Here is a 17,069-nt window from a genome sequence, read left to right on the forward strand (position 1 = left end):
CACGTCGGTGAGCGGGTCGGTGAGCCCGCGAATGCGGGTCGGTGAACGCCCCATGACGAGCCCCTGACGACGGCATGAACGCCGTGGTCAGGGGCCTCGTCATGTGGGGTCGCTCACATAGTGCCGATTCGATTTTGCGTCGCCGGAGATGGCGTGTAGAGTAATTCCTGTTGCCAGCGCGGGTGGCGGAATTGGTAGACGCGCTAGCTTGAGGTGCTAGTGTCCAACTTATCGGACGTGGGGGTTCAAGTCCCCCTTCGCGCACAACAGGGAAGGCCCTCCCGGAGAGATCCGGGAGGGCCTTCCGGCATTCACAGGACTGTCGGTCCTCACGCACCCGGTCCTCGGCACCCGGTCCTCGCGTCCGGTCGCGTGTGGGATAACGTGGATCCTGTCCAGCACGCCGCAACGAAGGGGATCGACAGTGTTCGACTTCAGCATCGCCGAGGCCGAGGTGACCTCCCTGTGCCAGCAGCTCATCCGCATCGACACGCAGAACTGGGGCGGGAACAAGGCCAACCCCGAACGGCCGGCCGCCGAGCTCATCGAGTCCTGGTTCGCCGAGGTGGGGCTGGACTCGACGATCGTCGAATCCGCTCCCGGCCGGGCGTCCCTCGTCACGCGCATCCCCGGTGCCGATGCGACCGCTCCCGCGCTCGTCGTCCACGGTCACACCGACGTCGTCCCGGCCGCCGCCGAGGACTGGAGCGTCGACCCCTTCGCCGGCACCATCAAGGACGGGCTCCTCTGGGGCCGCGGCGCCGTGGACATGAAGGACATGGACGCGATGATCATCGCCTCCGTGCGTGACATGGTCCGCCAGGGTCTGACCCCGCGCCGTGACATCATCGTCGCGTTCTTCGCCGACGAGGAGGCCGGCGGTGAGTACGGTGCCCGGTACGTCGTGCGCAACCATCCCGAGTTTTTCCGCGGTGCCACCGAGGCGGTCTCCGAGGTCGGCGGCTACTCCGTCGACATCCGCGGTCAGCGGGTCTACCTCATCCAGACCGCGGAGAAGGGCCTCGCCTGGCTCAACCTCATCGCCCACGGCTCCGCCGGGCACGGGTCGCAGCGCAACGACGACAACCCCGTCACCCGTCTCGCCGCGGCGATCGCGCGCATCGGCGAACACGAGTGGCCGCAGGAGATCCCGATCGCGACCCGGCAGCTGCTCGAAGGCGTCTCCGAGATGACCGGCATCCCCTTCACCGCAGAGACGATCGGTGAACTGCTCGCCGAACTGGGCTCGGTCGAGAAGTTCGTCGCCCCGACTCTGCAGAACACGTCGAACCCGACCTACCTCGACGCCGGCTACAAGCACAACGTCATCCCCGGGACTGCGACCGGCTACGTCGACTGCCGCACGCTGCCCGGTCAGCACGAGGACGTCATGCTCACGATCAAGGAGCTCGCGGGGGAGGGCATCGACATCGAGGTCAACGAGGAGGGTCCCGCTCTCGAAGCCCCGTTCGAGGTTCCCCTCGTCGCGCAGATGCAGGCGAGCCTGCGCAGCGCCGACCCCGAGGCGGCGATCCTGCCGTACACGCTCTCCGGAGGCACCGACAACAAGTCGCTGTCCGAGCTCGGCATCGCCGGCTACGGCTTCGCGCCGCTGCGCCTGACCGGCGACCTCGACTTCCCCGCGATGTTCCACGGGGTCGATGAGCGGGTGCCCGTCGACGCCCTCACGTTCGGGACCCGCGTCCTCGGCGACTTCCTGATGAAGGCGTGATCGTCACCGCGATCCCCGCGAGCACTCCTGCGGCGCTGAGCACCGTCGTCACGCTCACGAGCGAGCCCGGCAGCGGCAGCAGGGCGTCGAGGAGCATCGCCCCGAGCAGGTTGCCGAAGAGCGAGAAGAGGCTGAGCAGGAGCACGCCGAGGCGGGCGACCGTGAGTGAGGTCAGCCCGATGAAGACGACCCCGAACGCCCCGCCGAGGAGCAGCCACCACTGACCCGGTGCGGTGGGGAAGTCCGTCCACCGTGCACCTGCGGCCATGACGAGGGCGGTGGCGAGGACGAGGGCGAGCAGCCCCGTCGCGAAGTTCGCGGCGGTCGCGACGAGCGCCGAGCCGGAGACGGCCCGGATCCGACCGTTGAACGCCTGCTGGACGGCGGTGAGGGTGCCCGAGGCGAACGGCAGCAGGGGAGCCCAGAGCGGCACTCCGCCCGCCAGTCGCTCTTCGGTGCCGACGGCGAGGGCGGCCAGGACGATGAGGACGCCGAGGATGCGCAGCAGGGTGGGTCGCTGTCGGCCACCGGGCGGCAGCCTCGTCGCGTCGACGACGAGTCCACCGGTGACCTGACCCGAGACGAAGGCCATCGTGAACATCGCCACGCCCATGATCGGCACGGTCGTCGCCTGTGCGACGACGACGAGCGCCCCGCTGAGTCCACCGAGGAGCATCCACCACGGAAGCCTGCGGGAGCGCACGAGACGGACGAGGACGACGGTGCCGGTCCGAGCCCGTGGTGAGCAGACGAGCACGGCACCGACGATGAGGAGACCGGTGGCGAAGGAGACGAGGGCGGCGAAGACCGCGTGACCGAGGACGGGGCCGAGTAGGCCGTTCGCCCGCCCCTGGAGCGACATCGCCGCACCGGCGACGATCGTGACGAACCCCGCTGTGAGCAGCGTGAGGAGGGAGGATGCCCCGGGCACAGCCGAGCCCGAGGAACCGCGGGCTGCGGTCAACCGGCGGCAGGCAGCGGCATGATCTTGCGCCGCAGCCACACGGTGCGGGTGCCGCCCGCGGTGATCCTGGTCCGCGCAAGCTCCCACTGGCCGTACTCGGCCTGGTCGTTGAGCTCCTGCAGCGTGACGGAGCGCGGGACGTCCTTGGAGAAGGAGACCGACCTGTACTCGTAGGTCATTCTCGGGCGCTGACGTTTCATAGGCCCACTGTAGACGATGTGGGCTAGTCTGGATCGTATGCCCGTCATCGTCCTCCTCAGGCACGGACTCTCGAGCGCGAACACGGCAGGGATACTGGCCGGACGCGCCCCCGGCGTGTCACTGACCGAGGACGGAGTCCGCGCTCTCGAGGACACACTGCGGATGCTTCCGCGCAGCGAATTCTCCCGCCTCCTCCATTCCCCGCTCACGCGGTGCGCGGAGACGGCGGCGATCGCCTCACGCTTCGCCGGATTCGGAACGACGGAGGTGGCCGAGGACTTCATCGAACTCGACTACGGCGACTGGACGGGGCGCCGCCTCGAGGATCTCGTCACCACCCCCGAGTGGGAGACCGTGGCGCAGCGGGCCTCGCAGATGCGCTTCCCCGGTGGGGAGTCGATCGCCGAGGCGGCAGATCGTGCGGTGGCCGGCGTCGCCGGGCTCGTCGCCGAACTCCGTGCTGTCGAGGAGGCGAAGCGCGAGGCCGCGCAGGCGAGCGCCGAAGAGGCTGGGAAGGACGGCGGCGGGGGAGACGCTGGGAAGGACGGCGGCGACCTCCGCGAATGGGCGATGGTCGTCTCCCACGGCGACATCATCAAGGCGATCATCGCCGATGCGCTCGGCATGCCCCTCGACGACTTCCAGCGGCTGTCGGTGGCCCCCGGGTCGTTCACCGTCATCGATTACACGGGGCGCGTGCCGGTGATGACAGCGATGTCGATCACCGCCGCCGGGCTCTCCGTGTCAGGGGTGCCCGGCGGCGGTGGGCTCGCGTGAGCCTCAGAGCGGCTGGAGGACGTTCGTGGCGAGCAGGATGTAGATGAGGATGCCGAGCGCCACCCGGTACCACACGAAGATCGCGAACGACCGGGTCTTGATGTAGCCGAGGAACCAGTGGATGACGACGAGGCCGAGCCCGAAGGAGATGACGGTCGCGAGGATCGTCGGTCCCCAGCCGAGGACCATGTCGTTGGCCCCGAGGCTCTTGTAGATCCCGTAGAAGCCCGAACCGAGGACGGCGGGGATCGCGAGGAGGAACGAATAGCGGGCGGCGGCCGGGCGTTCGAAGCCCATGAAGCGACCGGCCATGATCGTCCCGCCGGAGCGGGAGACGCCGGGAATGACGGCGAGTGCCTGCGCGAGACCGTAGACGATGCCCTGCCCCCACGTCATGTCATCGAGGGTGTACTGCTTCTTGCCCACCCAGTCGGCGAAGCCGATGATGAGACCGAAGACGATGAGCATCGTCGCCGTGATCCACAGGCTCCGGAAGGCGCCTTCGATGTAGTCCTCGAAGAGGAGGCCGATGACGACGATGGGGATCGAGCCGATGATGATGAGCCAGCCCAGCCGCACCTCGGGGTCCTTGCGATCGTGTCGGCCGACCAGCGCCTTGCACCACTTGGTGATGATGGAGACGATGTCGTGCCAGAAGTAGACGACGACGGCGGCCTCCGTGCCGATCTGGATGATCGCCGTGAAGAACGCGCCCGGGTCCTGACCCGGGAGCAGCCATTCCCCGACGATGCGCACGTGCGCCGACGACGAGATCGGAAGGAATTCCGTGAGTGCCTGGACGATTCCGAGCACGGCGGCCACGAGCCAGTCGTACATGGGTCTCCTTGAGAAGGGGGTGGGGGAACGTGACCACGGTAGTCGGCGAATCGGGTAACCTCAAGAATCATGAAGCACAACCGCCTCGGCACGACCGGTCTCGACGTCAGCGATGTGGGCCTCGGCACATTCGAATGGGGACACCGGGTCGATGCGGACGGGGCGCAGCGCCTCGTCGACGACTTCGCCGCCGCGGGCGGGAATCTCCTCGAACTCCCCAGCTCCGGCCTCCACGCCGCCGCCGTGCTCGGACAGCTCACCCTGCCCGATGACCTCGTGCTCGCCGGCCGGGTCGGAGTCTCGGTCAGTGAGTCCTCCCACATCGAGCTCGGCCTCGGGCGCGCCCGCATTCTCGACCAGGTGCGTCGGCTGCTCGAGAACACGGGGCGCGACCATCTCGACATCCTCGTCCTCGACGTCTTCGACGAAGAGGTCGACCGCTCCGAGACCGCCTCGGCGATCGACACCCTGCTCACCCTCGGCACCGTCCGCTACGTCGGCGTCTCCCACCACACGGGCTGGCAGCTCGCAGAGATGCGCGGTGCGGGCATCCCGATCGCCTGTGCTCTCACCGAGTACTCGCTGCTCAACCGCGATGCCGACGCCGACCTCGTCCCCGCCGCCGACTACGCGGGAGTGGGGATCATCGCTGGAGCCGGCCTCGGGCGCGGCGTGCTCACGGACAAGTATCAGCGGGCGACCCCGCAGGACTCCCGTCTGGCCGGGGAGCTCTCCGACTACGTCTCCGCCTACCTCGACGACCGGTCGGCGAAGGTGCTTGCCGGGGTGCGTCGGGCGGCGGGGGCGCTCGGCGTGAGCACGACCGACATCGCCCTGGCCTTCAACCGAGACCGCGGGATTGCCTCGACGCTCGTCTCAGCACGCACCCCCGAGCAGCTCGCGCAGATCCTTGACAGCGACGTCGCCCTCGCCCCGGAGATCGCCGAGGTGCTCGAGCAGATCTCCTGAGCGGCTCACCTCCGGGGGTCGACCTCGTCCTCGTCGTCGTCATCGTCGGCGACGCCGAACTCGTCGTAGTCCTCGTCCTCATCGTCGTCGGCCTTCGCATCCTCGACATCGTCGAAGAGCTCGAAGGGGGTGACCTCGTCATACGCGGTGTAGATGGCGTCTTCGTAGATCTCGAAGGCGTCGGCGAGTGCCATGTAGGCGGCTTCGACGCGAGGGTCTTGGTCTCCGTTGCGGTGCGCGGATGCGGCGAAGTGCTCCCTCACCGCTTCGAGGAATGCGTCCAGGGCCTCACGAGGATCTGTGCTCATGACTCAAATGTATCCCAGGCGGGAGAGAGAAGCCTAGGGTTGAGGGAGCAGGACGGCTTTGAATTACCCTAGACGGCATGGCCTCACTCTACGATCACCCCACCCCTGATCGCTTCGTCGTCGGCACGGTCGGTCTGCCGGGGGAGCGGACCTTCCTCCTCCAGGCGAAGTCCGGGTCCGCGCTGACGACCGTGATCGTCGAGAAGGAGCAGGTGGAGATTCTCGCCGACCGCATCACCGAGCTCCTCGACATGGTGATGATCAAGGACCCCGCCGCCCGCGTCCCGCAGACGGCGATCGATGACCGGATCGACAACGCCGGTCTCAACGTCCCCATCGACCCGGAGTTCCGGGTCGGGACGATGAGCCTCGGCTGGGACACCGTCGCCCACGAACTCGTCGTCGAATGCTTCGAACTCACCGAGGAGGACGCGCAGGCGGGAACCTCGGCCGACCCCGACGACGACGCGGTCGAGCGCGACGTCCTGCGCACCGTCCTCGACGCGGCCGGAGCCCGCGAGTTCGCCCGCCGCGCCGAACAGGTCGTCTCCGCCGGGCGCGGCGACTGCCCGTTCTGCTCGCTGCCGCTCGAGCCGGAGGGACACCTCTGCCCGCGCGCCAACGGCGTGGCCCGAGCCTGAAGCGCGGAGGATGACCCGCGACCTCATCGAGACCGCTCTCACCCAGGGCGAGTCGACGCTCATGGGCGACATCCCACGGGCGAGCAATGCCACCTCCCTCGTCGTCGTCGAATCCGGGGAGCACACACTCAAAGCCGTCTACAAGCCGATGTCGGGGGAGCGGCCGCTGCGGGACTTCCCCCGCGGGACGCTCGGGCTGCGGGAGGTCGCGTCCTACCGACTGAGCCGGCATCTCGACCTCGGCGTCGTCCCCCCGACCGTCCTGCGCACCGACCTCCCGGCGGGACCCGGCTCGCTGCAGGCCTACGTCGAGGACGCCGGAGACGACGACCCCGTGGCACTGACCGGGGTGGCCGAGATCCCCGACGGGTACGTGCCGATGTTCGCTCTGCGCACCGAGGAGGGACGCGACCTCGTCCTCTCCCACAGCCTCGGCGCGGGGCTGCGGCGCATCGCCTTCTTCGACCTCCTCGTCGGCAACGCGGACCGCAAGGCCGGACACATCATCACCGGCAGCACCCTGCCCGGCGACCCCGACGCCGAGAGCACCTACGGCATCGACAACGGACTGAGCTTCCACACCGACGAGAAGCTGCGCACCGTCCTCTGGGGCTTCGTGGGCGAAGCGTTCGATGCCGCGGAGACGGCGGCCCTGCAGGCCGTCTCCGCCATGCCCGACGAGCTCGCTGAGAGCCTCGGCGAGTGCCTGGCTCCCGCGGAGATCAGCGCCCTCACTGACCGCGCCGTGGCTCTCACCGAGGCCGGCGCCTTCCCCGAGCCTCCGGGGGATCGCACGGTCATCCCGTGGCCCCCGATCTAGGAAATGCTCGAATCCCGGCCTCTCGGTTAGGCTGGTCTGCGTGAAGTCTTGGTCCGCTCCCGAACTGCCCTCTCTGTCCACCCCCGGCATCCTGCCCACGGTCTTCGACACGGGGGCGCGCAGTCCTCGGAAGCTCACCGGCAAGGACGGGACGGCGACCCTCTACGTCTGCGGGATCACCCCCTACGATGCGACCCACCTCGGGCATGCGGCCACCTACGTCGCCTTCGATCTGCTCGGTCGGGTGTGGCGCGACGCCGGACTCGACGTCGTCTACGTCCAGAACACCACTGACGTCGACGACCCCCTCCTCGAACGCGCGGAAGCCACCGGCGTCGACTGGCGCGAACTCGCCGACTCCCAGATCCAGCTCTTCCGCGACGACATGGAGGCGCTGCGCGTCGTCCCGCCGCAGGACTATGTCGGCGTCGTCGAATCGATCCCGCAGATCGCCGAGGCGGTCGCGGCGCTCATCGAGGCCGGAGCGGCGTACACGCTCGAGACCGGCGACGTCTACTACCGGGTCGCCACCCCGGTCCAGCCGCCCTTCGGCAGCGTCAGCCACGACGGCACGGCGACGATGCTGCGGCTGTCGGCCGAACGCGGCGGAGATCCGGAGACCCCGGGCAAGGAGAACCCGCTCGACCCGCTGCTGTGGCGGGCCGCGCGTGACGGCGAACCGTCCTGGGACGGGGGCAGCCTCGGACCGGGCCGACCCGGCTGGCACATCGAGTGCACGGTCATCGCCGAGGAGAAGGCCGGACTGCCCGTCGACGTCCAGGGCGGGGGCAGCGACCTCGTCTTCCCCCACCACGAGATGGGGGCCGCGCACAGTGCGGCATGGCTCCACCGTCCGCTCGCGAAGACCTACATGCACACGGGCATGGTCGGCTACCAGGGCGAGAAGATGAGCAAGTCGAAGGGCAACCTCGTCCTCGTCTCCCAGCTGCTCGCCGAGGGCGTCGACCCCATGGTCATCCGCACGGTGCTCCTGTCCAACCACTACCGCAGCGACTGGATGTTCACCCCCGAGCTGCTCGAGGCGGCGGAGAAGCGGCTCGCTGCATGGCGACATGCCGCAGACCGCGAGGCCGAATGCCGGGAGGGCCTGCGCGGACACATCATCGCACTGCTGCGCGAAGCCCTCGCCGACGACCTCGACAGCCCGCGGGCGCTCGGGATCCTCGACGAATGGGCCGAGCACTACGCGGACTCGCCGGCAGGGGATGCCGGAGCGGTCAGCGGCGACCGCGTCGCCGACGCCGTCGACTCCCTCCTCGGGATCCGCCTGCGCGACTGAGACCGCGTGCTGCCGGTCCCGGCCGCCTACCTGTCCCGGCCGCGTCCGCGCAGGTAGCGTTCGAACTCCGCGGCGATCGCCTCGCCGCTGGCCTCGGGCAGCTCGGTGGCGTCGATGCGCTCCTCGAGCTCCTTGACGAGATCGCTCAGCTGCGGATTCGCGGAGACCACCTCATCGGCGCCGAGCTCCCAGGCCCGGCTCTCCTCCTCGAGGATCGGGATGTCGATCTCGACTCCCGTGGTCCGTTCGACGGCGCGGACGAGAGCGAGTTCCGCCTTCGGCGACGGCGAGTCGCTCAAGTAGTCGGGCACGCCGACCCAGAGGTTGATCGACTTGAGCCCGCGCCATGAGCACGCCACCCCGAGGAGCCCGAGGATGCCGATGGGACCGGAGTAGCTGTTGATCTCGATCCCGAGCGCGGCGGCGAGGTCCGGGTCCTCGGTGTTCGCGACGACGGGGAAGGGACGGGTGTGCGGGACCTCTGCGTGGAGTCCGCCGAGGAGGACGACGGAATCGTCCTCACCGACCTCGGCGAGGATGAGGGAGAGGAACTCCCGCCATTTGAGCCCGGGTTCGTGCCCGTGGATGACGGTCACCGGGGTGCCTGCATGCTCTCCGCGGTGGACCTCGACGCCGGGCCACGCGATGGTCGCCCTGCCCGTCTCGTCGCGTTCGATCTCGGGCTCGGAGAAGCGGAACTCGTAGAAGCCGTCGGTGTCGAGGATCTCGCTGTCGTCGAGCGCCCAGGCGTCGATGAGGTCCTTGACCAGAGAGCTCGCGGCCTCCGAGGCGTCGGCATCCTGTCCCTCGAACGCGATGAAGACGAGCGCACCGTGACCTGATGGGAGAAATGTCATGCGACCAGATTACGCTGGAACCATGACGAACCCTGCCGCAGTCCTCTGGGACATGGACGGAACCCTGGTCGACACCGAGCCCTTCTGGATCGCGGCCGAGACCGAGCTCATGGCCGCCCACGGACTGCCGTGGAGCGAGGAGCAGGGACTCGAGTTCGTCGGCAACGATCTCCTCACCTCGGCATCGATGATGCGAGACGCGGGTCTCGACCTGCCCGCCCCCGTCATCGTCGAGACCCTGCTCGACGGCGTCATCGCGCGCATCCGCCGGAGCGTGCCGTTCCGTCCCGGCGCCCTCGAGCTGCTCGAGGAGCTGCGGGAGGCGGGCATCCCGTGCGTGATGGTGACGATGTCCTACCGCAGCCTCGCCGAGGCGGTCATCGCCGCGTGCCCGCCCGGCAGCTTCGCAGGCCTCGTCGCCGGCGACGACGTGGCCGCCGGCAAACCCGACCCGGAGCCCTACCTCGCAGGCGCCGCCCTGCTCGGGGTCGACCCGTCCGAGTGCGTTGCCCTCGAGGACTCGCGTCCGGGCCTGGCCAGCGCGGAGGCGGCGGGGACGATCGCCGTCGGCATCCCGCACCTCGTCGACCTCGACCCGGCGCCGGGGACGACGCTCTGGCCGAGCCTGGCCGGACGCGGCGTCGACGACCTGCGCACGGTCACGTCCCGACTATCCGCGTGATCTCCGGGGTCGGCGGAGCCTCATTGCCCCACGCCGGGCAGAGCGGCTTGAACGAGCACCAGTTGCACAGCGGGGACTTGCGCGGACGCCAGCGGTCGGACTCGGCGGAGGCGACGATGTCCTTCCAGATCGCATCGATCTCGAACTCGCTGCCCTCGATGTCGGCCATCGTCGGATGCGACTTGAGGACGCTGCGCGAACCGAGGTACATGAGCTGGAGCGTGTGGACGAGCTCGCCGGTGAGCCGGTACTCGACGAGGGCGTAGAAGCCCATCTGGAACTTCGCCTCCCGTCCGTACTGCGGTTTCGGCTGCCTGCCCGTCTTGTAGTCGACGAGCCGCTTCTCCCCGCCGGGGGCGACGTCGACCCGGTCGATGAACCCGCGCAGCTCGAGCCCCGAGTCGAGCGTCGTCGTCACGTACTTCTCCGTCGACTCCGGTTCGAGGTGTTCGGGGAACTCGAGGGTGAAGTACGCGCCGATGAGGGAACGCGCCGATGTGAGGAACGTCTCCCTCTCGCCCTCGTGGACGAAGAGTTCGAGGACGTCGGGGTCCTTCTCGATGAGCGCCTCCCAGCTCGGGCGGAGCATCGCCGCAGCCGCCTCCTCGGTCCGCTCGGCGGCGGGCAGGGTGAAGAGCTGCTCGAGCACCGAATGGACGAGCGTGCCCTTGAATGCCGCCTGTGAGGGCGGTTCGGGGAGCCTGTCGATGCTGCGGAACCGGAACTTCAGAGGGCACTGGACGAAGTCGTTCGCGCGGGACGGTGAGAGACTGGTGAGCTCGGCCATGGGACCACTCTAGCCAGGGGGTCTGACATGGGCGCCGAGTTGAGCGGACACGACGCGTCTGACATGGTGAAGCCACCTGTCGCTGTTAGGCTGAGTAGTCCCGACCCCAACCGATCTGAGGATGTCCTGCGATGGCCGTGAAGAACCACCAGACCGGTGCCTCCTCCGGTCTGCGCCTCGGCACCGTCCTCGGTGCCCCGGTGATCCTGGCCTGGTCGTGGTTCCTCGCGGCGATCGTCATCACCATCCTCTTCGCCCCCTGGGTGCTCACCGTCCGCCCCGACCTCGGCATCTGGTCGTGGGCGGTGGCGTTCGCCTACGCCGTCCTCCTCTTCGCCTCGGTGTTCCTCCACGAGCTCGCCCACGGCGTGGCCGGGCAGTTCTACGGGCAGAAGGTCGCAGCGATCGAGCTGAACATCTGGGGCGGGTTCACCCGCTTCGAACCCCAGGTCGACAACCCGCGGGACAAGGCGGCGATGACGAGCTTCGTCATCTCCATCGTCGGCCCCATCGTCAACATCGTCCTCGCCCTGCTCGGCTGGTGGTGCCTGAGCGCGGTCACCCCGTCCTCGGTGCCGTGGCTGCTCCTCATCGCCGTCACGTTCGCCAACGTCGCCCTCGGCGCGATCAATCTGCTGCCGGGCATCCCGCTCGACGGCGGCTGGGCGCTGCAGGCGCTGATGTGGCGGATCACCGGTTCCCAGTACCTCGGCACCATCGTCGCGAGCTGGGTGGGACGGATCATCGCCGCCGGGTTCATCGGCTGGTCGGTCATCACCCCGCTGCTCGCCGGTCAGCGGCCCGATCCGCTCAATGTCGCGTGGATGTCGCTCATCGCGATCATGCTGTGGTTCTCCGCAGGCGATGCCGCCACCCATGCCAAGCGGGCGCGGAAGATGGAGACCTACGACCTCTCCCAGGTCATCCAGCCGGCGATCGCCGCGACGTGGGACGCCGACCTCGCCGACACGCTCGACTACGCGAACACGCTGGGGAACGCGAAGGAGCGCACGCTCATCGTCGTCCTCGACCAGAAGGGCCTGCCCTACGGCCTCGTCGACCGCCACGCCGCGGCAGGGCGACTGGCCGAATCCTCGGCGCGGATCCCCGCCGGCGACGTGGCACGTCCCCTTGCCGGATGGATCGGGGTGCCCAAGGACATCACCGCCCCGCACCTCCTCGAGTCCCTCACCCACCGTCCCAAAGCGCAGTTCTGCCTGGTCATGGACGGCAACACGCTCATCGGCGTGATCGATCTGCAGGAGTTCTTCGACGAGCTTCTCGCAGCCTGAACCGGTGTGCGTAAGGCACACCTCACCAGCGTAGAGTAGAAGCATCATGACGCAGCCAGAGACGATCCCCGCCGCAGCCGTGCTCCAGGCGGGGGAGAAGATCCAGCTCACCGATCCCAAGGGCCGGATGCACACCATCGTGCTCGCCGCGGGCGAGGTGTTCCACACGCACAAGGGCCTCATCGGCCACGACGAGATCATCGGCCGTCCCGAGGGCATCGTGGTGACGAACTCGGGCGGAGTCGACTTCCAGGTCTTCCGCCCCTTCTACGAGGACTTCGTCCTCTCGATGCCCCGCGGCGCCGCAGTCGTCTACCCGAAGGATTCGGGTCTCATCGTCACCCTCGGCGACATCCGCCCGGGAGCCGCCGTCGTCGAGGCGGGCGTCGGCTCAGGCGCCCTGTCGATCGCCCTGCTGCGCGCCGTCGGGCCGGAGGGCCGCGTCCACTCGTTCGAGCTCCGGGAGGAGTTCGCGGAGATCGCGGCGGGCAACATCGCCGACTTCTTCGACGGCCGACCGGAGAACTGGGCGGTGTCCGTCGGCGATCTCGCCGAGCGCCTGCCCGAGGAGTTCGCCCCCGGCACCGTCGACCGCGTCGTCCTCGACATGCTCACCCCGTGGACGGTGCTCGAGTCCGTGAGCACGGCGCTGGCTCCGGGCGGCGCCGTCATCGCCTATGTCGCCACCGTCCCCCAGCTCTCGCGCTTCGTCGAGGCCGTGCGCGCATCGGGGTGCTTCAGCGAGCCCAACGCGATGGAGTCGATGGTCCGCGGCTGGCACGTCGACGGACTCGCCGTGCGACCCGACCATCGGATGATCGCCCACACCGGATTCCTCGTCATCGCCCGCCGGATGGCCCCGGGCAGTGCGCCACTGGAGAAGAAGAAGCGCCCGCAGGGGGCGCCGGCCTCACCCGCCGACGTCGACGCCTGGACCGGCGGCGAGGTGACGGAGACGGCCATCGGCACCCGGGTGGCCACGGGGAAGAAGCTGCGGCGGGTGATGCGTGAGGCCGGCAGGCGACTGGAGCACAAGGAGGAGGAGCGATGACCGAGACGTCCACCCCTGAGGTGAGGAAGCTGCGCGAGGACACCGCTTCGCTGCGCCAGCAGCTCTACAGTGCGGGCAAGCGCAACGAGGCCCTCTCGACGACCCTGCGCACCGCCAGGGAGGAGCTCGGGAGGATCAAGGAGGAGGCCCGGCGGCTGACCGAGCCGCCGAACAGCTGGGGCACCCTCGTGGCGCTGGCATCCGACGGACTCACCGGCGACGTCATCGTCGGCGGCCGGCGCATGCGTCTGGCCGTCGGACCCGAGGTCGAGCCGAAGCACCTGACCCCCGGCTCCGATGTCCTCCTCTCCGAAGGCCTCGTCATCATCGGCACCGGGGACTTCGCCGCGGTCGGCAGCGTCGTCACCGTCCGTGAGTTCGTCGACGACACCCGCATCCTCGTCGGCGCTCCGGGTGACGACGAGCAGGTCTACGTGCTCACCCAGGAGCTCATCGACTCCGGCCTGCGCCTCGGCGATGCCGTCGTCGTCGACTCCCGCACCCACTACGCGCTCGAGGTCGTCGAGAAGCCCGAGGTCTCCTCGCTCCTGCTCGAAGAGGTCCCGGACATCACGTACTCCGACATCGGCGGTCTCGCCGACCAGATCGGTCAGATCCAGGACGCCGTCGAACTGCCCTTCGAACATCCGCAGCTCTACACCGAGCACGGTCTCAAGCCGCCCAAGGGGATCCTCCTCTACGGTCCTCCCGGCTGCGGCAAGACGCTCATCGCCAAGGCCGTGGCGAACTCGCTGGCGGAGAGGACCACGGCCGCGCAGGCCAGGCGGACGTACTTCCTCAACATCAAGGGCCCCGAGCTGCTCGACAAGTACGTCGGTGAGACGGAGCGGCAGCTGCGCCTGATCTTCGCCCGCGCCCGCGAGAAGGCCTCCGCCGGGTTCCCGGTCGTCGTCTTCTTCGACGAGATGGAGTCGCTCTTCCGCACCCGCGGCACGGGCAAGTCCTCCGACGTCGAGACGACGATCGTTCCGCAGCTGCTCACCGAGATCGACGGCGTCGAACAGCTCGACAACGTCATCGTCATCGGCGCCTCGAACCGCGAGGACCTCATCGATCCCGCGATCCTGCGTCCCGGGCGCCTCGATGTGAAGATCCGCATCGAACGTCCGGACGCCGAGGCCGCCCGCGACATCTTCGGGAAGTACCTCACCGCGGAGCTGCCGCTGCATCCCGCGCTCGTCGCCGAACACGGCGGCCCGGAGCCTGCGGTGACCGCGCTCATCGACTTCTGCGTCGAGCGGATGTACGCCGCGACTCCGGAGAACGAGTTCGTCGAGGCGACCTATGCCGACGGGTCCCGAGAGGTCCTCCACTTCTCCGACTTCGCGTCCGGGGCGATGATCCACAACATCGTCGACCGGGCGAAGAAGGGAGCGATCAAATCGCTGCTCGAGACGGGGGAGCGCGGACTCCATCCGGAGCACTTCGCCGAGGCGATCGCCGAGGAGTTCAGCGAGCACGAGGACCTGCCCAACACGACGAACCCCGACGAGTGGGCGCGGATCTCCGGGCGCAAGGGGGAGAGGGTCACGCACCTGCGGATGATGCACCTCGACACCACCCGGGGAGCCCCGGCGCTCGAGTCCGAGATCGCCGAGGCGACGCCGGACGCGGATCTGCTCTGAGCCGTTCGCCTGCGCTGACCGGGCCGCCCGGTCGCAGGCGTCCTGTTCTAGCGGCGGGTGTGGCTTCCCCCGGCGACTGCGGTGGCGATGATCCTCCAGCCGACGAGGGTGATGAGGTTGAGGACGGAGGCGACGACCATGAAGCTCACCGGAACCGACCCGGGATCCCCGCCGGCCCCGGTGAGACCGCGCAGGAGGAGGCCGACGAGGACGGTGATCGCCCAGATGCCGGTGCCCGAGTGGAGCGGGGACAGGGGGCGGTCCCAGACCGCGGTGAGCACCCACGCGACGCCGAGACCGGCGAGGAACGGCCACGCGGTCGTGAGCAGCCCCTGGGGATCGAGATTCCCGGAGTGCGTGTAATGACCGATGATGGTGAAGAGGACGACGAGCACGAGGTCGACGACGAGGGCGATGGGGAGATGGGATTTCTTCGCTGCCACGTAGGCGAGTCTAGACGTTTGGAGGAGTGGACATGGTCACCGTGCACCGGGTGATGGGATCGGAGACGGAGTTCGGGCTGAGCCAGCCGGGCAATCCGGGGGCCAATCCGATGCGGGACTCGGCGCGTGTCGTCGACGCCTATGCGGGCCCGCGAGGACTGAAGTCCTCGCAGAGCTTCTGGGACTTCGAGACCGAGTCACCGCTCGCCGACGCCCGCGGGTTCCTCATGAACGTCGCCGATGCCGACGCCTCCCAGCTCACGCACCTGCCCGCCGAAGCGGTCGAAGCCGAATACCTGGCCAACGTCGTCACCGAGAACGGCGCGCGCTACTACGTCGACCACGCCCACCCCGAGTACTCCTCCCCGGAGGTGCTCACCCCGCGCGACCTCGTCACCTACGACCGCGCGGGCGATCTCGTCGCCCTCGACTCGGTGCGTCGGCTCGAGCGCTCGGCCGCTCCGGTCAACCTCTACAAGAACAACACCGACTCGAAGGGCGCGTCGTACGGCACACACGAGAACTACCTCGTCGACCGCGCCGTCGACTTCGACGACCTCGTCGCCGGACTCATCCCGTTCTTCGTCACCCGCCAGATCCTCTGCGGCTCCGGCCGGGTCGGGCTCGGACGTGAAGGGGAGACGCCGGGCTACCAGATCTCCTCGCGCGCGGACTTCTTCGAAGCCCAGGTCGGGCTCGAGACGACCCTGCGCCGGCCCATCGTCAACACCCGTGACGAACCCCACGCCGACCCGGAGAAGTACCGCCGGCTCCACGTCATCATCGGCGACGCCACGCTGGCCGAACCCGCCACCCTCGTCCGCTTCGGCAGCACCGCGCTCGTCCTCGGCCTCATCGAGCAGGGACTCGCCCCCCGCCTCGAACTCGCCGACCCCCTCCAGTCGCTCTGGGACGTCAGCAGGGACCTCACCCTGAGCGCACGGCTGCCGCTTGCCGACGGCACCAGCCTGAGCGCCCTGGAGATCCAGGAGCTCTACTTCGCCGCGTGCAGCGAGCACGCCGACGACGACCCGGAGACCGCCGAAGTGCTCGCCGAATGGCGCCGCTTCCTCGACGGGCTCGCCGCCGACCCGAAGTCGCTTGCCGACTCGATCGACTGGGTCGCCAAATGGGTCCTCCTCGAGGGCTACCGGCAGCGGGAGGGCCTCGAGTGGGACCATCCGAAGCTCGGCCTCATCGACGTCCAGTACCATGACGTCCGGCCCGAGAAGGGCCTCTTCCACAAACTCGAACGGGCCGGGCGGATCACGCGGCTGACCACGGACGCCGAGGTCGAAGCCGCCGTCGTCACCCCGCCCGAGGGGACCCGCGCCTACCTCCGCTCGCTCGCGGTCACCCGGTTCTCCGCCTCCCTCGTCGCCGCGAGCTGGGACTCCCTCGTCCTCGACGCCGGCGAATACGGGCTTGTGCGCCTGCCGATGAGCGAACCGCGCAAGGGCACCCGTGCGCTGCTCGAGGACCGGCTGGCGGGAGTCGACGACGCACCCACCCTGCTCCGTCGTCTCGGAGTGACTAGACTGAGCGCGAAGACGCAAGAGAGAAGGCTGTGATGAGTTCGAACGAGCAGATCAACAAGGACCACTCCGCCGGCGGGGACGAGCCCCCGGTCGATCCGCCGCAGGCCGTGTCCGCGCAGATCAACACCGAGAACGTCGACTCGATCCTCGACGAGATCGACAGCGTCCTCGAATCCAACGCCGAGGAGTTCGTCCGCAACTTCGTCCAGAAGGGCGGGCAATGA

At 68.9% G+C, this 17,069-nt stretch carries 19 protein-coding genes and 1 tRNA gene; 13 read left to right on the top strand and 7 right to left on the bottom strand.

The features are described from left to right. Window positions 1-176 precede the first annotated feature (176 nt). Window positions 177-264 (top strand) — tRNA-Leu (locus BC102111_RS05380). Between the two features lie 160 nt (window positions 265-424). Further along, on the top strand, window positions 425-1,732 hold the full coding sequence (locus BC102111_RS05385) for a M20/M25/M40 family metallo-hydrolase (RefSeq protein ID WP_095375542.1): 1,308 nt from the start codon (window positions 425-427) through the stop codon (window positions 1,730-1,732). Here the strand turns inward: BC102111_RS05385 and BC102111_RS05390 are convergent. Both BC102111_RS05390 and BC102111_RS05395 read right to left on the bottom strand, forming a co-directional pair. Next, window positions 1,686-2,663 carry a DMT family transporter gene (locus BC102111_RS05390; protein ID WP_223289874.1) on the bottom strand — a complete coding sequence of 326 codons (978 nt, stop codon included), beginning with the start codon at window positions 2,661-2,663 and terminating at the stop codon, window positions 1,686-1,688. The genes BC102111_RS05385 and BC102111_RS05390 overlap by 47 nt on opposite strands. Before the next feature lie 29 nt (window positions 2,664-2,692). After that, window positions 2,693-2,896, bottom strand: coding sequence for a DUF5703 family protein (locus BC102111_RS05395; RefSeq protein WP_176472425.1), 204 nt, complete (start codon window positions 2,894-2,896; stop codon window positions 2,693-2,695). 37 nt (window positions 2,897-2,933) lie between these two features. Between BC102111_RS05395 and BC102111_RS05400 the strand changes: the two genes are divergently transcribed. Next, a complete protein-coding gene (locus BC102111_RS05400) occupies window positions 2,934-3,674 on the top strand; it encodes a histidine phosphatase family protein (protein ID WP_095375544.1) in 741 nt (246 codons plus the stop codon). A 3-nt stretch (window positions 3,675-3,677) separates the two neighbouring features. On the opposite strand, the gene BC102111_RS05405 is transcribed toward BC102111_RS05400, so the two are convergent. Then, window positions 3,678-4,511, bottom strand: coding sequence for an undecaprenyl-diphosphate phosphatase (locus BC102111_RS05405; protein WP_095375545.1), 834 nt, complete (start codon window positions 4,509-4,511; stop codon window positions 3,678-3,680). A gap of 69 nt (window positions 4,512-4,580) precedes the next feature. On the opposite strand from BC102111_RS05405, the gene BC102111_RS05410 reads away from it, so the two are divergent. Further along, entirely contained in the window at window positions 4,581-5,480 is a 900-nt protein-coding gene (locus BC102111_RS05410) for an aldo/keto reductase (protein WP_095375546.1), read from the top strand. Window positions 5,481-5,485: 5 nt separating this feature from the next. Here BC102111_RS05410 and BC102111_RS05415 read toward each other — a convergent pair whose 3' ends face one another. Further along, window positions 5,486-5,788: a hypothetical protein gene (locus BC102111_RS05415; protein WP_095375547.1), complete on the bottom strand. Its 303-nt coding sequence runs from the start codon at window positions 5,786-5,788 to the stop codon at window positions 5,486-5,488. A 77-nt stretch (window positions 5,789-5,865) separates the two neighbouring features. Here BC102111_RS05415 and BC102111_RS05420 point away from each other — a divergent pair, with 77 nt between their 5' ends. From BC102111_RS05420 to mshC, 3 genes are read left to right on the top strand one after another with little or no spacing between them, the layout of a single operon-like run. Next, on the top strand, window positions 5,866-6,429 hold the full coding sequence (locus BC102111_RS05420; RefSeq protein ID WP_009375837.1) for a DUF3090 domain-containing protein: 564 nt from the start codon (window positions 5,866-5,868) through the stop codon (window positions 6,427-6,429). A gap of 10 nt (window positions 6,430-6,439) precedes the next feature. Further along, window positions 6,440-7,249 (top strand): SCO1664 family protein, encoded by an 810-nt coding sequence (locus BC102111_RS05425; RefSeq protein ID WP_095375548.1) that lies wholly within the window; start codon window positions 6,440-6,442, stop codon window positions 7,247-7,249. 40 nt (window positions 7,250-7,289) lie between these two features. Further along, window positions 7,290-8,549, top strand: coding sequence for a cysteine--1-D-myo-inosityl 2-amino-2-deoxy-alpha-D-glucopyranoside ligase (gene mshC / locus BC102111_RS05430; RefSeq protein WP_101623750.1), 1,260 nt, complete (start codon window positions 7,290-7,292; stop codon window positions 8,547-8,549). Window positions 8,550-8,575: 26 nt separating this feature from the next. Here the strand turns inward: mshC and BC102111_RS05435 are convergent, their stop codons facing one another. After that, the gene (locus tag BC102111_RS05435) at window positions 8,576-9,406 is read right to left on the bottom strand and encodes a proteasome assembly chaperone family protein (protein ID WP_095375550.1); all 831 of its coding nucleotides are present in this window, start codon (window positions 9,404-9,406) and stop codon (window positions 8,576-8,578) included. A 22-nt stretch (window positions 9,407-9,428) separates the two neighbouring features. Here BC102111_RS05435 and BC102111_RS05440 point away from each other — a divergent pair, with 22 nt between their 5' ends. Continuing rightward, window positions 9,429-10,088, top strand: a complete 660-nt coding sequence (locus tag BC102111_RS05440) for an HAD family hydrolase (protein ID WP_009375829.1) — start codon at window positions 9,429-9,431, stop codon at window positions 10,086-10,088. Here BC102111_RS05440 and BC102111_RS05445 read toward each other — a convergent pair. Beyond that, on the bottom strand, window positions 10,066-10,875 hold the full coding sequence (locus tag BC102111_RS05445) for a RecB family exonuclease (protein ID WP_095375551.1): 810 nt from the start codon (window positions 10,873-10,875) through the stop codon (window positions 10,066-10,068). The genes BC102111_RS05440 and BC102111_RS05445 overlap by 23 nt on opposite strands. 131 nt (window positions 10,876-11,006) lie before the next feature. On the opposite strand from BC102111_RS05445, the gene BC102111_RS05450 reads away from it, so the two are divergent. Genes BC102111_RS05450 through arc form a run of 3 tightly spaced genes read left to right on the top strand, consistent with a single transcriptional unit; the run spans window position 11,007 to window position 14,864 of the window. Further along, a complete protein-coding gene (locus BC102111_RS05450; protein WP_009375825.1) occupies window positions 11,007-12,167 on the top strand; it encodes a site-2 protease family protein in 1,161 nt (386 codons plus the stop codon). Window positions 12,168-12,213: 46 nt separating this feature from the next. Beyond that, window positions 12,214-13,218 carry a tRNA (adenine-N1)-methyltransferase gene (locus BC102111_RS05455; RefSeq protein WP_095375552.1) on the top strand — a complete coding sequence of 335 codons (1,005 nt, stop codon included), beginning with the start codon at window positions 12,214-12,216 and terminating at the stop codon, window positions 13,216-13,218. Next, a complete protein-coding gene (arc, locus tag BC102111_RS05460; protein WP_095375553.1) occupies window positions 13,215-14,864 on the top strand; it encodes a proteasome ATPase in 1,650 nt (549 codons plus the stop codon). Before BC102111_RS05455 ends, arc begins: the two co-directional genes overlap by 4 nt. 47 nt (window positions 14,865-14,911) lie before the next feature. Here arc and BC102111_RS05465 read toward each other — a convergent pair whose 3' ends face one another. Continuing rightward, a complete protein-coding gene (locus tag BC102111_RS05465) occupies window positions 14,912-15,307 on the bottom strand; it encodes a DUF3054 domain-containing protein (RefSeq protein WP_101623751.1) in 396 nt (131 codons plus the stop codon). A gap of 32 nt (window positions 15,308-15,339) precedes the next feature. Here BC102111_RS05465 and dop point away from each other — a divergent pair, with 32 nt between their 5' ends. Then, on the top strand, window positions 15,340-16,878 hold the full coding sequence (dop, locus tag BC102111_RS05470) for a depupylase/deamidase Dop (protein WP_095375554.1): 1,539 nt from the start codon (window positions 15,340-15,342) through the stop codon (window positions 16,876-16,878). Beyond that, on the top strand, window positions 16,878-17,069 hold the full coding sequence (locus tag BC102111_RS05475) for a ubiquitin-like protein Pup (RefSeq protein ID WP_095375555.1): 192 nt from the start codon (window positions 16,878-16,880) through the stop codon (window positions 17,067-17,069). The genes dop and BC102111_RS05475 overlap by 1 nt, the downstream gene beginning before the upstream one ends.

Source organism: Brevibacterium casei CIP 102111, assembly GCF_900169275.1.
GTDB classification, from domain to species: domain Bacteria; phylum Actinomycetota; class Actinomycetes; order Actinomycetales; family Brevibacteriaceae; genus Brevibacterium; species Brevibacterium casei.